A 13,384-nucleotide genomic window follows, 5' to 3' on the forward strand; every position below is an offset into this window, starting at 1 on the left:
CACGGCCGCGGTGCGGGCCGTGCGGCGCGGGGGCAGCGGGCGGTGCGGGTGACCGGGCGGACAGTCGAGGCGCCAACGCCCTTGCCCGTCAAGGCCCTTGCCAGTCAAGGCCCTTGCCCTCGACTGCCCTTCGGCCAGAGTTCACCCGCCACCGGTGGGCTCGTCCGCCGCCCCGCTGCTCCAATGGATGCCGCCGATGGCCAACTGGCCTTGTCAGCGGTCGACATGGAGGTTCGGGCTGATGAAGATCTGGCGAGCGGGAAGCACGGTGGCCGTCGCGGCCACCCTGGCGCTGCTGCCGCAGGCGGCGTACGCGACGACCTGGCAGCGCCTCCCCGCGTACTCCACCTGGACGGGCATCACCGCCCTGGAGCGCGGGCAGGGCATCGCCACCGACGGCACGTACTTCTACTACTCGGGCACGTACAGCCTCGACAAGGCGACGGTCGAGGGGAACCACGAGACGGCCTCCAACGCCCTTGCCATTCCTGGTGCGTTGAGCGGCGCCTACGGTTCCGACCACATCGGGGACATCGACGTGTACGGGGGCTACGTCGTCGCCCCGATCGAGGACGGCAACGGCTACCGGAATCCGCTGCTCGCCCTGTACTCCGCCAACGACCTGAGCTGGACGGGCCGTTACGTACGCCTGCCCCTCGCGCTGCTGCCCGGCGGCGTCCCGTGGGTGGCCGTCGACCCGGCCACCGGCCTCGTCTGGACCGCCCCCTGGAACCAGGACAGCGCCCAGGGCACCGACGAACTCGTCGGCTACCGCCTCAGCGACCTCCTCTCGCTCCCCGCCGGAGCCGAACTCCCCGTCGCCACCACCGTCCGCCTCTCCCGCCCCCTCAGCCGCATCCAGGGCGCCACCATGCTCGACGGCTCCCTCTACGCCTCCGTGGACGGCGACGGCGACGGCGACAAGGCCGTCTACGCCATCGACCCCGCCACCGGCACCGTCACCCGCGCCTTCACCCAGGACGTCCAGCCCGACGACGAGGTCGAGGGCATCACCGCCCTCGACCTCGGGCCCTCCGGCGGCCGGCTCCACGTCCTCAACGTCGGCAGCGGCTGGAAGTCGATCTTCCTCTACCTCCAGCACTACCAGCCGGCGGGCTGACGCACCGGCGCCGTCCGACCCGCCTCAGCGGGCGAGGCGGGTCGGGACGGGGCCGAGGCGGGTGAGTTTCTCGGGGTTGGCCACCGCGTGGCGGCCCGGGCCGGCGAGGAGGCCGCCGCCGTCGGCGACGAAGACGACGTCGGGGGCCATGACGTCGAGCAGGTCCTGGACCCGGCCGGTGCGCAGGGCGGGCGAGGAAGCGTTCCACGACGGCCTGCCGCTGGCGAGCGGCCGACCTCGACCCGTGGCCGCCGGGCCGCCACGTGGTCGCGGGCGCGCCGGACGATCCGGCGTACCGCGGCCACGGACTTCCCGACCGCCTCGGCGATCTCCCCGTACGGCGTCCCGAAGACCTCGCGCGGCACGAAGACCGCCCGCTCGGTCGGCCCGAGCGTTTCGAGGACGGTGAGCAGCGCCATCGAGACGCTGTCGGCGACTTCGACGTCCTCGGCGACGTCGGGGGCCGTCAGCAGCGGCTCCGGCAGCCCCTCGCCGACGTACTCCTCGCGGCGGCGCGCCAGCGTGCACAGCCGGTTGAGCGACTGCCGCGTGACGACCCGTACGAGGTACGCCCGCGGGTCGCCGACCCGCGACCGCGGACCAGATCTCTCCCGTGTACGGGGACCTGCACACCCACCGCGACCAGGCGGAACGGATCTTCACCGTCTGACCGCCGCCGGAGCCGGAACCCGGCGGCACCGCACCCCCGACGGGCACGGGCCCCGTCGGGCCGCCACGACCCGCCGGGCCGCCGCCCGACCACGCGTCCCCGACCGCGTCGTGTTCCGGCGGGCGGGCCTCCGGATCAGCGGGCGAGGAGGTCGCGGAGGGCCGTGACGACCGTCGCCGGGGACTCCTCCGCCATGAAGTGGCCGGTGTCGACCGTGGTGTGCCGGAGGTCGGGGGCCCACGCGGACCACAGCGCGGCGGCGTCGAACCCGAGCGCCGCGCCCCAGTCCTGCTGGAGGACGGCGACGGGCATACGCAGCCGGTTGCCCGCGGCGCGGTCGGCCGCGTCGTGGGTGACGTCGATACCCGCCGAGGCGCGGTAGTCCGCGACGATCGAGGGGATCGCGGCCCGGCAGGCGGCCAGGTAGACGGCGCGCACGTCGGCCGGGACGGCCTCGGGAGCCCGGACCCACAGGTCCAGGAAGTGGCCGAAGAAGAGGTCGGGGTCGGCGGCGATCATCCGCTCGGGCAGACCGGGCGGCTGCGCCATCAGGTAGAGGTGGAAGCCGACGGCGGCCGTGGTGCCGTGCATGGCGTCCCACATGTCGAGGGTGGGCAGGACGTCGAGGCAGGCGAGGTGCGTGACCGTTCCGGGGTGGTCGAGGGCGGCGCGGAAGGCGACCAGGGCGCCGCGGTCGTGGCCCGCGAGCGCGAAGCGGTCGTGTCCGAGGGCGGCGGCCACGGCCACGATGTCGGCGGCCATGGTGCGCTTGGCGTAGACGGCTGGTGCCGTCCCGGCGGGGGCGGCCGTGTCGTCGGCCTCGGCCGGCTTGTCGCTCGCGCCGTAACCCCGCAGGTCGGGGCAGATCACGGTGTGGTCGGCGGCGAGGTCGACGGCCACGTGCCGCCACATCAGGTGGGTCTGCGGAAAGCCGTGCAGCAGGACGACGGGCGGCCCGGAGCCGCCGACGGCGGCGGTGAGGGTGACGCCGTCGGCCGCGGGGACGCGGCGGAGGTCGAAGCCGGGGATGGCGGGTGGCATGGGGTGCCCCTTTCGGTGGGTGGACGTACGCGGGCCGTGCCCCGTACGCGGCGGCCGGTCGGTCGTACGCGAGCCGTGCGCGTACGCGGTCCGGGCGTATACGCGGTCTGTGCGCGTACGCGGTCCGGGTCGTACGCGGGCCCGGCGCGTCAACGGGCTCGTGCTTCCAGCGTGTGGGCGACGGATGAGCAGTCGATGAGCGCGCTACCGTGACCTGGGGGAACTCCCGGAGAGGCGGTACGCGGTGCGGGTGGCGTTCGGCGTGCTGGGGCCGGTGGTGGCCTGGGCCGAGAGCGGGGACGGCCCGGACGAGGCGGTACGCGGTGCGGCCCTCGCGCTGAGGGGGCCACGGCACCGGGCCGTACTGGCCCGCCTGGTCATCGCCCGCCGCCGCGTCGTACCGGTCGCCCGGCTGGTCGAGGACCTGTGGCCGGAGCGGCCGGGGAACGACGGCGCGGGTCCCGGCCCCTCCCCCGCGCCGCCCGCCGATCCCGTCGGCACCCTCCGTACCTTCGTCGCGGCCCTGCGCCGCACCCTCGAACCCGACCGGCCGCCGCGCGCGCCCGCCCGGCTGCTGGTCACCGAGGGCCCCGGGTACGCGCTGCGCGCCGCGCCCGACACGGTGGACGCGTGGCGCTTCGAGCAGGCCGTGACCGAGGCCGCCGGGCTGCCGCCGAAGGACGTACTCGCCCTGCTCCAGCGGGCGTTGGGGTGGTGGCGCGGGCCCGCGTACGCCGAGTTCGCCGACCAGCCGTGGGCCCGCGCCGAACGCTCCCGCCTCGCCGAACTGCGGCTGCACGCCGTGGAACGCCGGGCCGAGGCCCGCCTCTCCCTCGGCCTGGCCGCCGAGGCCGCCGCCGACCTCGACGCCCACGCGGCGGAGCACCCCTGGCGCGAGGACGCCTGGCGCCTGCTGGCCCTCGCCCTCTACCGTTCGGGCCGCCAGGGCGACGCCCTAGCCGTACTGCGCCGCGCCCGCGCCCTCCTGGTCGAACAGCTCGGCGTCGACCCCGGGCCCGGCCTGCGCGCCCTCGAAGCCGACATCCTCCGGCAGGACGACGACCGCCTCGACCCCGGCGCGGGCGGCGCCGAACGCGTCTGGGCCGAGGCCACCGCCGCCTACGACCGCACCGTCCCCACCGGCGCCCGCGCCCGCCTGGAATCCACCGTCACCCTCCTGCGCGGCCTCGCCGTCACCGGTGGCGACGGGCTCCGGTCCGCCCGCCGCCACCGCCTCGCCGCCGTCTCCGCCGCCGAAGAACTCGGCGACCCCCACCTCTGCGCCCGCGTCATCGGCGCCTACGACGTCCCCGCCGTCTGGACCCGCCTCGACGACCCCGCCCAAGCCGCCCAGGTGGTGGCCGCCGCCGAGCGCACCCTGACGGCCCTGCCGCCGGGCCCCGCCGAAGAGGCCCTGCGCGCACGGCTGTTGGCGACGATCGCGCTGGAGACGCGGGGCGCGGACGTCGGCGGCGCGAACGTCGGCGGCGGGCGCGGTGGCGGCGGGCGCGGGGCGCAGGCGGCCCGGTTGGCGCAGGAGGCGGCGCGGCGGCTGGACGATCCGGTGCTGCTGGCGTTCGCGCTCAACGCGACCTTCATGCAGACGTTTCAGCGGGCGGGTCTGGCGCCGGAGCGCGATGCGATCGGTGCGGAGCTGGTCGAACTCTCCGCGCGGCACGACCTGTTCACGTCCGAGGTGCTCGGCCGGCTCATCCGGCTCCAAGCGGCCTGCGCACGGGGCGACTTCGGGGCGGCGGACGAGCACGCCGCCGCCGCCGACCGGCTGGCGGAGCGTCATGAGCTGCCGCTCGTAGGGGTGTTCACCCGGTGGTACGGGGCGCTGCGGCTCGCGGAGACCGGGACCTTCGAGGCGGCCGAGGCCGCGTACGGGGATGCCGCCGCCGAGCTGACGGGGGCCGGGATGCCGGGGCTGGAGCGCGGGCTCCTCTCTCTCGCCCTTCTGTGCCTGCGGCTCCGGCACGGCCGCGACCTGCTCGTCCTCGCGCGGACCGACGCCGACTGGGGCCCGTACGTCCCGTGGGTCCGCCCCCTCCTCCTGCTCGCCGAGGACCGCCGCCCCGAGGCAGCCGCCGCCCTCCGGGGTGCCCCCGCGCCCCCGCACGACCTCCTCTACGAGGCCATGTGGACCCTCACCGCCCGCGCCGCCCTCGCACTCGACTCCCCGCCAGCCGCACGGCGTGCCCACGCCGAACTGCTGCCCGCCGCAGGTGAGCTGGCCGGCGCCGCCAGCGGACTCCTGAGCCTCGGCCCCGTCGACAGCCACCTGCGCGACCTGGCCGCCGCCCTGCGGACCCCCTGACCGAATTCGACGTGCCCCGACCCGCCTTCCCCCGCCATCATCAGTCCATGGTCCACATCGAGGTCGTCCAGGGCGACATCACCAAACAGGTCGTCGACGCCATCGTCAACGCCGCCAACGAGTCCCTCCAGGGCGGCGGCGGAGTCGACGGCGCCATCCACTGGGCCGCCGGCCCCCGTCTCGCCGAGGCCGGCGCCGCCGTGGCGCCCTGCGCGCGGGGGGACGCCGTCGCCACCCCCGGGTTCGACCTCGACCCCCCGATCCGGCACGTCATCCACACCGTCGGTCCCGTATGGAAGGGCGGCGCCTCCGGCGAGGCCGACGTCCTCGCCTCCTGCTATCGCCGCTGCCTCGAAGTGGCCGACACCCTCGACGTCTCCACCCTCGCCTTCCCCGCCATCTCGACCGGCATCTTCGGCTTCCCCGCCGACCAGGCGGCCCGCATCGCCGTCGCCGTCCTCACCCACGCGTCGACTCGCGTCGAACACGTACGCCTCATGGCCTTCGACCGCCCCTCCCACGCCGTCCTCACCACCGCCCTCGCCGAAGCCTGACCCCTCCCCGGGACCCGTGGCGACACTCAGCCCCGTCGTGCCTCGTCGCGCCCACGCGGCACCAGCCGCCAATAACACACAGCCCCGCGCCCCTAAAAACCTCGACCCACCCACCCCGCACGAGTCCGAACCCCACAGGGGCGCGGGGAACTGCGCGGGCAACCCCCACCGGGCTTTCAGCCCGGAAACAACAGCATCTGCCCCGCTGGGGCCGGTTTTCAAAGCCGCGCCACCGCGGTGGCTGACCGCGCAGTTCCTCCCCCGACCTTCGGCCGGGAGGTGCCCCCAGCGCCCTGAAAGCACCGCCCTGCGCGAGGGCGGTGGGGTGGGGGCGCGCCCCGGAGGGGGGTCAGGTCTCGTTGAGGAGGCGGAAGGCGGCGAGAACTGTTTCCGACTGAAGGTCAACTTGGTCGGGGACCGGCACCCACGTCAACTCATGACCGGCGGCCAACTCGGCCGCCCAGCGGGCGTGCTGGGCGGAACAGACGCCGTGGAGGGTGCGCGCGGCGGAGCCGCCGCGGCCGTCGAGGAGGCGGAGCATGATCCCGGTGGCGCGCAGGGAGATGCGGCGGGCGGCGATGTCGAGGGCGTTGAGGTGCGCGAGGGTGAGGGGGACGGGGGAGGGGTGGAGCCCGTCCCAGTCGTCGGCGACGCTGCGCATGATGGCGGGCATGCCGCCCGTGATGCGCAGGAGGGGGCGGGTGGCCGGGGAGCCGGGGTCGGGGACCAGCGGCCGTACGGCGTCGAGCAGGGCGTGGGTACGGTCGGCGTGGCGGCGCAGAAGCGCGGCGAGAGCCGCGAGCGCGCGGGCCGGGTCCGGGTGCGCCGTGGTGTCGGCGACATCGCGGCTGGCCCACATCGGGACCTCGAAGAGCGCGGTCATCCCGCCGTAGCGGTGCGGGCGGATCCAGGTCGAGCGGTTGACGTCCTCGGGCAGGTTCTCGAACTGGGCGCGCTGGCCCGGCGCGGGCATCAGATAGACGCCGGGCCCCGACACCGTCCAGTACAGGGCGTCGTACGTGCCGGTCTGCACGGGCACGTCCCGCTCGGCGGAGAGCTTGCCGAGAGGTTCGGCCAACCCCGGTATGTCACGCGTGAGTTGGACCCAGCTGCCGCCGAGGTCGTTGCCGTGCAGCGAGCACTGCAACTCCGGCCGCAGCTCGTCGATGAGGCTCACCAGCGCCTGGGACTCGGGGAGTTGGTCGTCCGGCGGCCGGATCGACGGCGCCCACTCCGGCTGTTCGTCGGCGGGCGGACGGTACGCGTGCCGGAAGTGCTCGGCGGGCGTGCGCCGCACCGGCGGCCCGGCCTCGCTGCGTACGGTCCCGTCCGGGTCGAGACAGAGCAGGAAGTGCCAGGAGGCGCCCGCCCCGGAGTGCAGGCGGCTGTCGGCGGCGACCCGGTGCGCCAGCCGCAGCGCGGTCGCGGGCCCGACGCGCTCGTCGGAGTGCGGGCCCGCGACGACCAGGATGTGCCGTCGGCCGCGCCCGACGGTCAGCAGATGCAGCGGACGCCCCTGCCGGGACCGGCCGACCACCCGCAGGGTGCTCAGCACGGGCCGCGAGTACGCGAACGCGGAGGCCGCCGCTGCGACCTCCGCGACGCTGGGATAGGCGTCGGCGTCCGACGTCACGTGCCGTTGGAGTTGCTGTCGCCGGTGGTCTCTTCCTTGTCCAGCCGTCGGATGACGAGAGTGGTGTTCGCCACGGTGACTCCTCTCTGTCCAAGCAGGGTGCAGCGCTGAGGAGTTGAACGGTTTGGCCCCTGGATCCCCCACTGATTCCCCCGCACCTTGCCAAGGCTCCGGCGGCCCGGCGACAGTGTCAAGGTCCGTACGTACTCATGCGTACGGGCGGAGCACGAGGGGGTCGGCTGATGACGGCACCACCGCACACCGAACCGCACACCGATGACTCCGAGGCACTGCTCAGGCCGCGGATCAAACCCGAACACCAGGCCTATCGCACCGCCGACGGCAACGTCAGGATCGGCAGTGTGATCTACGGGATCGGCGCCGAGATCGAGGACCCTGACGGCTGGATCTGGACCCTTACCGAGGCGATGGACGGCACACGCACCGCGGCGCAGATCGCCGCCGAAGTCGCCGCCGCGCACCCCCGCTTACTTCTGGACGCCGCCACGATCGGCTCCGCGATGGCGGACTTACGGGAGGCGGGTTTCGTGGACGACGCGGCGGCGCCGCTGCCCGCGGGGCTCGTCGACCGCGACCGCGTACGGCACGCCCGCGGTGTCGCGCTGCTGCGCTGGATGGACCTCAGCTCACGGGCCAGCCCGTGGAACGCCCAACTGCGCCTGGCGGGCGCCCGCGTGCTGGTCCTCGGCGTCGGCGGTACGGGCGGCATGGCAGCGCAGGCGCTGGTCGCCTCCGGCGTCGGTCACGTCCACACCGTCGACCCCGACGTCGTGGAACTGTCCAACCTCAACCGGCAGACGCTCTACCGCGAGGCCGACATCGGGCGGCCGAAAGCCGACGCGGCGGTGGCCGCGCTGCGCGCCCTCAACTCCGATGTCACCGTCACCGGTGAACGGCGGGAGATCCGCGGCCCCGACGCCCTCGCCGCGCTCCTCGCCCCGGACGGCGGCGGCCGGTCACCGTACGATCTGCTGGTCCTCGGCGCCGACCGGCCGCCGGAGATCCGCCGTTGGGCCAACCGCGTCTGCATCGCCCTCAACCTGCCCTGGGTGGAAGGCGGTTACCGCGGCCCGCTGGTCACCGCGGGCGTCCACGTACCCGGCGACGGGCCCTGCTGGGAGTGCCAGCGCGCGGGCGAGGACGCACGGCGCGATCTGCGGCTGCGCCCCGGCCAGAGCGAGGACGCCGCCTCGCCCCGCATGCCGTGGAATCCGGCGAGCGCCGTCACCGCCGGTCTGTCCGGCACGCTCGTCGCCCACGCCGCCATCGCCCTGCTCACCGGCGTCCCGCGGATGCGCCCCGGCTTCCGCTACGGCATCAACCTCATGGCGCTCGGCGACCCCGTACTCCAACGCCACCCGCGCCGCCCCGACTGCCCGGCCTGCGGCCCGCTCGACCACCCCACGTAACGGCCCAAGGCCCCAGCGGCGGGTGGTGACCTGCGGAAGCGTCGTGCCCGGGCCCGCCCAACTGACCGGCTCGCCGCCCGGACGAAAGGCGGTGCGCCCCGTCAGGGGTGCGAGGAACCGCGCGAGCGACCCACCACCGGCGGGTGGCCCGGACACCACCGGGCTGCTCCTCGGGGGCGGGTGGTGACGTGCGGGGAGCGTGGCGGTCGGGCGCGCGGTTCCTCGGCCTTCGGCCGGGAGGTGCCCCCGGCGCTCCTTCGGGGGCACGACCCGCCGTGCGAGCACCGCGCCACCGTCGTGGCCGAACGCGCGGTTCCTCGGCCTTCGACCGGGAGGTCCCCCGGCACGGTGCGCCGATCTCTCCGGGGTGCGGGCGGGGTCCTTGAGGGGGCGGGTCACCGCGTTGACGTGAGGTCGACGGTTGCCAGGACGGTCCTGGCCTGGAGTTCGGCCTGGTCGCCGACCGGCACCCAGTGGGCGTCGGTCGCGGCCAGCAGGTCACGGGCGCCGGAGTCGATCCGGCGCTCCAGCCGGCCGCGCAGGCGGCCGTGGTCGCCGCCGGGGTCGCCCTCGCCGCCGCGCTCCTCGTCGAGCAGCCGCAGCAGCATCCCGGAGGCGCGCAGCGGCATACGGCGGGCGGCGATGTCGAGGGCGGCGACGTGGGCCATGGTCAGGGGGACGGGGGAGGCGTCGGCGAGCGTCTCGTAGTCGTCGGCGAGGCCGGAGAAGGCGCCGACGGCCTGCTCGACACCGCGCAGCAGCGGGCTGTGCGCGGCCTGCGGGGAGAGCAGGCGCCATGCGCGGTCCAGCGCCGACGCGGTGGCGGCGCCGTCCTTGCGCAGCCGGGCGGCGAGGGAGGCGACGGCCTGGGCGGGGCCGGGGTGCGCGTCCTGGTCGGCCACGCGCCGGGTGGCCCACATCGGGACCTCGACCACGGCGGTCAGCCCGCCGTGCCGGTGCGGGCGGGCCCAGGTGGAGCCCGTCGCGTTCTCCGGCTCGTCGGTGAACCGCCCGGGCGTGCCCGCGGGGGGCCGCACGAAGACGCCGGGCCCCGACCCGGTCCAGTGCAGCGCGTCGTAGGCGCCGGTCTGCACCGGGATCTCCAGTTCGGCCGCGTATTTGCCGAACGGCTCGGCCAGGCCCGGCACATCGGCGGTCAGCCGCACCCAACCGCCGCCGACGTCGGTGCCGTGCAGCGTGCACTGGAGGAACGGCTTCAGCTCGTCGATCGCCGCCAACAGGGCCATCGTCTCGGGCAGTTCGTCACCCGGCGCGCGGAAGGCCCCGGCCCGCTCGGGCTGATCGGCCGGCGCCGGGCGGTAGGTGTGCCGGTAGTGGACGGCGGGCGGCCGGGGCCCGGCCGGACCCGTCTCGTTGAGCACGGTGCCGTCGGGGTCGAGACAGAGGAGGAAGTCCCAGGTCAGATCCGCGTCGGCCTGCCGCTGCCGGTCGGCGACCGCGTGCTCGGCCAGCCACAGCGCGCTCGCCCCGCCCGTCTGCTCGTCCGGGTGCGCTCCGGCCACCACCAGCACGTGCCGGCTGCCGTGTCCCACCGACAGCAGCCACAGGGGCCGCCCGGCCCGCGACTCCCCGGCCAGCCGCATCCGGCACAGGTCGGGATGCCGCCGGGTCAGTACGCGGGCCGCCGCCGCGACACCTGACACGGTCGGATACGCGTCTGGCCCGCGCATGACGGCTCCTCCTCGTCCCACATCCACGACCACGGCGGCGTCCACTCGCCGTGCCCTCCCCCACCGCGCTCCGAACCGGCGCGCCGCGTATCGCACATCGCGCGCCACCGGCGGAGTAGCGGAGTTCGGGTGCCGTGGGCGCGCCACCCAAGGCTGTGCGGGCCGCCCCCGGGTGTCAAGAGCGCCCCGTGGCCCCCGAGTCGGCGCGCGACCGCCCGATGTCGGGCCCCCGGTAGAGGCGTTCGGGGATGGTGGCCAGCGCCGATTCCCGCAGTCGCGGGCCGAGCCCGTAGAAGTGCTGGAAACTCATCACCAGGGGCCGCCACATGTCCGGATCGATCCGGTCCCGCGTGCCCGCCGCCCGTACCTTGTCGTGCACCAGCACGCGCGTGATCCGTACCTCGAACACCACGATCCCGCCGCGCTGTTGAGGGTCGTCCTCGGCCAGCGGGTGGGTGGCCTCGACCACCGCCTCCAGCGCCACCGGGCACTCGGCGACGCGCGGTGCCGCGACCGTCTCCGACGCCACCGGGGTCAGCCCGGCCAGCTCGAACTTGCCGCCCTCGTAACGGTATCCGCGCCGCGCCTTCCCCTCGGGCACCGGATCGCGCCCGGTGGTCAGCGCCAGCCGGTCCACGGCCGCCGCCATCGAGTCCTCGGGCAGATTCAGTACGCACGCGCCGTCGCGCAGCAGATTGCGCGCCGTCTGCGACCGCGCCCCGAGCCCCAGCATCGCCCGCCACCCCAGCCAGAACACCGACGACATCGGCGCGAGATTCGCCGACCCGTCCTCGTTCACGGTGGAGAGCAGCACGACGGGCGTGCCGAAGTAGAGGATTCCGGGCTCGATGCGTGAGTGGACGGCGGGTGCGGTCGCCGCGGTGATCTCTGAGGTCATACGGCCAGTGTTGTGCGCGGGGCCGCCGGTCGCTGGCGGGTATCGGACGTCGCGTACGGGGACAGTGAGGCCCGGTACGGGGGCCCGTACGCCCCGGTACGGGGGTGTCGGCGGGGTCAGGAACCGGGCCGCTCGCGGGGGCCGTAGCGGGCGTGCGGCGCACCCGTGGCCAGCGCCCAGTAGCGGTCGCCGTAGGACCAGTGCCACCACTCGGTGGGGTAGTTGACCAGGCCCGCGGCGGTGAGCGCGGCGGACAGCGTACGGCGGTTGGCGCGGGCCTCGGCCGACAGCCCCGGCGCGTCGGTGTAGCAGGCGCCCGCGCTCTCCTCGGGATTGGCGTTCACGCGGGTGCCCATGTCCAGTTCGCGGCCGTCCGCGACGAGGGTGAGGTCGACGGCCGCGCCCGCGCTGTGCGGCGCGATCTCCGGCGGGGACACGTAACGGCTGGCGGCCTCCCTGATCCGCGCGGGCGTCCACTCCGGCCGTGCGGCGCGCAGCTGCGCCGAGTACCCCTCGAAATAGGCGCGTTGGAGGGACGGCGGCCGGTAGCCCTCCACGAACAGCAGGCCGACGCCGTCGGGCAGCAGCGTGCGCGCGTGCGCGAGCCTGGTCAGGACGCCCTCGCGCAGGTGGGCGAAGCTGCCGTCGTCGTCCTGGCGGCGCGGGTCGACGGCGCCGAGCGGTCCGTCCGTACCGGGGCCGCCGCTTCCCGCCCCGCCTCGTCCGCCACCGCCCCGTACGCCGCCCCGCACGTCGAGCAGCGGCTCGTCGCAGTCCTCGACGGGGATGGCCGCGATGCGCGGGTCCGACATCAGCACGATTTCGCTCATGGTCCGATCATCGCCTGCCGCCCGCCCAAGTGCCGCGCCCGGCCCCGCCCCGCGCCCGGCCCCGCCACCGCCCCGGCTGCGCGGCCTTCGCTAGCCTGCGCGGGTCGGGGACAGAGCCGGGCGCGGGGCGTCGTGGAACGGGGCGGACGGATGAGCGAGCAGGACCGGGACCAGGAGCAGGAACGGGACCGGAACCGGGACCGGGACCGAGAGCGGGACCGGGAGCGGCTGCGGGCGGCGGTCGAGGCGCGCGTGCTGGCCGACTGGGGGTTCGAGCTGCCGGACTCGCTGTTCCGGTTCCACGACTTCATCGGGTCGCTCGACCCCGTCGAGGCGTCGGCCTTCGCGGACCTGGAGCTGTGGCCGTACGGCGTGATGGACCTCTTCGACGCCCCCGCCGCGCAAGCCCGCGACGGCGTCGACATCCGCGCGCACGGCCGTTACTACCGTGACCCGCCGGAGTTCCTGACCTTCCTGCACGGCGGCACCGACGGCCTGCACTACGGCCTCTGGTACGACGACGGCCGCACCTGCGCGGGCGTCGGCTCGTACTACAACAACGACGACGGCGGCGGCATCGACCGCACCTGCCGCACCCCGCTGGAGGCGGTCCGCGTCACGCTCGAACGCCACTGGTACGACCTGCACGAGGACACCGGCCGGGAGCCGGAGGAGGTCGCGGAGCGCGCGCCGGGGATGGCCCGACTCCGGTCGAAAATCGGCGAGTTCGAGACCGGCGACCGTACCGCGACCGGCGCGGACTACGTACGCACCCACACGTACGGCTACCGGCGCCCGCCGGTCGAGCCCGGCCGGATCACCACGCTCGACGGCGGCGGCGCCCTCGCGGCGGGCGAGACCGCGCTCGGCCGCCCGCCGCACAACGGCGCGGACGAGCACGCCTTCGGCACGCACATGGCCGCGGTCTTCGCGGACCCCGGCGAGCTGGCGGCGGCCGTCGCCGAGGCGCGGCGGCGCCTCGCGGCCGGTGATCCGACGGAGGCGCTGGTCCTCGGCCGCGACCTGCACTGGGCCTCGGTCGGCGACGCGACCCGCGAGGGTCACGCCCATGAGCTGCTGGCCGCGGCCTACCGTGCCCTGGACCGGCCCGCGTTGGCCGCCGTCGCCGACGCGCACCACCGGCACCGGGACCTGCCGCGCGTGGACGTGCTGGAGCCCAAGTCCTAGGGCCCAAGT

General features: G+C 75.3%; 10 protein-coding genes and 1 pseudogene. 5 read left to right on the plus strand and 6 right to left on the minus strand.

The features are described from left to right. The first annotated feature begins 241 nt into the window (after positions 1–241). Complete coding sequence (locus ACIOC1_RS28065; protein WP_401856684.1) at positions 242–1,120, plus strand: hypothetical protein; 879 nt, start codon at positions 242–244, stop codon at positions 1,118–1,120. 24 nt (positions 1,121–1,144) lie between these two features. On the opposite strand, the pseudogene ACIOC1_RS28070 reads toward ACIOC1_RS28065, so the two are convergent. Together ACIOC1_RS28070 and ACIOC1_RS28075 are read right to left on the minus strand one after the other, a co-directional pair. Beyond that, positions 1,145–1,716: pseudogene (locus tag ACIOC1_RS28070) on the minus strand (sigma-70 family RNA polymerase sigma factor); the annotation flags it as partial. Between the two features lie 209 nt (positions 1,717–1,925). Next, positions 1,926–2,831 (minus strand): alpha/beta fold hydrolase, encoded by a 906-nt coding sequence (locus ACIOC1_RS28075; RefSeq protein ID WP_401856686.1) that lies wholly within the window; start codon positions 2,829–2,831, stop codon positions 1,926–1,928. 244 nt (positions 2,832–3,075) lie between these two features. Between ACIOC1_RS28075 and ACIOC1_RS28080 the strand changes: the two genes are divergently transcribed. Both ACIOC1_RS28080 and ACIOC1_RS28085 read left to right on the plus strand, forming a co-directional pair. Further along, entirely contained in the window at positions 3,076–5,151 is a 2,076-nt protein-coding gene (locus tag ACIOC1_RS28080) for a BTAD domain-containing putative transcriptional regulator (protein ID WP_401856688.1), read from the plus strand. Positions 5,152–5,198: 47 nt separating this feature from the next. After that, entirely contained in the window at positions 5,199–5,705 is a 507-nt protein-coding gene (locus tag ACIOC1_RS28085) for a macro domain-containing protein (protein ID WP_401856690.1), read from the plus strand. A gap of 349 nt (positions 5,706–6,054) precedes the next feature. Here the strand turns inward: ACIOC1_RS28085 and ACIOC1_RS28090 are convergent, their stop codons facing one another. After that, the gene (locus ACIOC1_RS28090) at positions 6,055–7,338 is read right to left on the minus strand and encodes a M14 family zinc carboxypeptidase (RefSeq protein WP_355341969.1); all 1,284 of its coding nucleotides are present in this window, start codon (positions 7,336–7,338) and stop codon (positions 6,055–6,057) included. Positions 7,339–7,643: 305 nt separating this feature from the next. Here ACIOC1_RS28090 and ACIOC1_RS28095 point away from each other — a divergent pair, with 305 nt between their 5' ends. Continuing rightward, positions 7,644–8,768 (plus strand): HesA/MoeB/ThiF family protein, encoded by a 1,125-nt coding sequence (locus ACIOC1_RS28095; RefSeq protein ID WP_401856784.1) that lies wholly within the window; start codon positions 7,644–7,646, stop codon positions 8,766–8,768. A 395-nt stretch (positions 8,769–9,163) separates the two neighbouring features. On the opposite strand, the gene ACIOC1_RS28100 is transcribed toward ACIOC1_RS28095, so the two are convergent. The 3 genes from ACIOC1_RS28100 to ACIOC1_RS28110 all read right to left on the minus strand — a co-directional run bounded on the left by ACIOC1_RS28100 (position 9,164) and on the right by ACIOC1_RS28110 (position 12,187). Beyond that, entirely contained in the window at positions 9,164–10,459 is a 1,296-nt protein-coding gene (locus tag ACIOC1_RS28100; RefSeq protein WP_401856692.1) for a M14 family zinc carboxypeptidase, read from the minus strand. Between the two features lie 175 nt (positions 10,460–10,634). Further along, a complete protein-coding gene (locus tag ACIOC1_RS28105) occupies positions 10,635–11,357 on the minus strand; it encodes a flavin reductase family protein (RefSeq protein ID WP_355341975.1) in 723 nt (240 codons plus the stop codon). A 116-nt stretch (positions 11,358–11,473) separates the two neighbouring features. Beyond that, complete coding sequence (locus ACIOC1_RS28110) at positions 11,474–12,187, minus strand: M15 family metallopeptidase (protein ID WP_401856694.1); 714 nt, start codon at positions 12,185–12,187, stop codon at positions 11,474–11,476. Between the two features lie 150 nt (positions 12,188–12,337). Here ACIOC1_RS28110 and ACIOC1_RS28115 point away from each other — a divergent pair, with 150 nt between their 5' ends. Then, positions 12,338–13,375, plus strand: a complete 1,038-nt coding sequence (locus ACIOC1_RS28115; RefSeq protein WP_401856696.1) for an ADP-ribosylation family protein — start codon at positions 12,338–12,340, stop codon at positions 13,373–13,375. The last annotated feature ends 9 nt before the right edge of the window (positions 13,376–13,384 follow it).

The sequence above is a fragment of the Streptomyces sp. NPDC088197 genome (assembly GCF_044741185.1).
GTDB lineage: Bacteria > Actinomycetota > Actinomycetes > Streptomycetales > Streptomycetaceae > Actinacidiphila.

What these genes read in the sequence shown, in the direction of transcription:
- ACIOC1_RS28105 (WP_355341975.1), bottom strand. Translation starts at nt 11,357, where the DNA reads ATGACCTCAGAGATCACCGCGGCGACCGCACCCGCCGTCCACTCACGC.
- ACIOC1_RS28115 (WP_401856696.1), top strand. Translation starts at nt 12,338, where the DNA reads ATGAGCGAGCAGGACCGGGACCAGGAGCAGGAACGGGACCGGAACCGG.
- ACIOC1_RS28085 (WP_401856690.1), top strand. Translation starts at nt 5,199, where the DNA reads ATGGTCCACATCGAGGTCGTCCAGGGCGACATCACCAAACAGGTCGTC.
- ACIOC1_RS28075 (WP_401856686.1), bottom strand. Translation starts at nt 2,831, where the DNA reads ATGCCACCCGCCATCCCCGGCTTCGACCTCCGCCGCGTCCCCGCGGCC.
- ACIOC1_RS28110 (WP_401856694.1), bottom strand. Translation starts at nt 12,187, where the DNA reads ATGAGCGAAATCGTGCTGATGTCGGACCCGCGCATCGCGGCCATCCCC.
- ACIOC1_RS28065 (WP_401856684.1), top strand. Translation starts at nt 242, where the DNA reads ATGAAGATCTGGCGAGCGGGAAGCACGGTGGCCGTCGCGGCCACCCTG.
- ACIOC1_RS28100 (WP_401856692.1), bottom strand. Translation starts at nt 10,459, where the DNA reads ATGCGCGGGCCAGACGCGTATCCGACCGTGTCAGGTGTCGCGGCGGCG.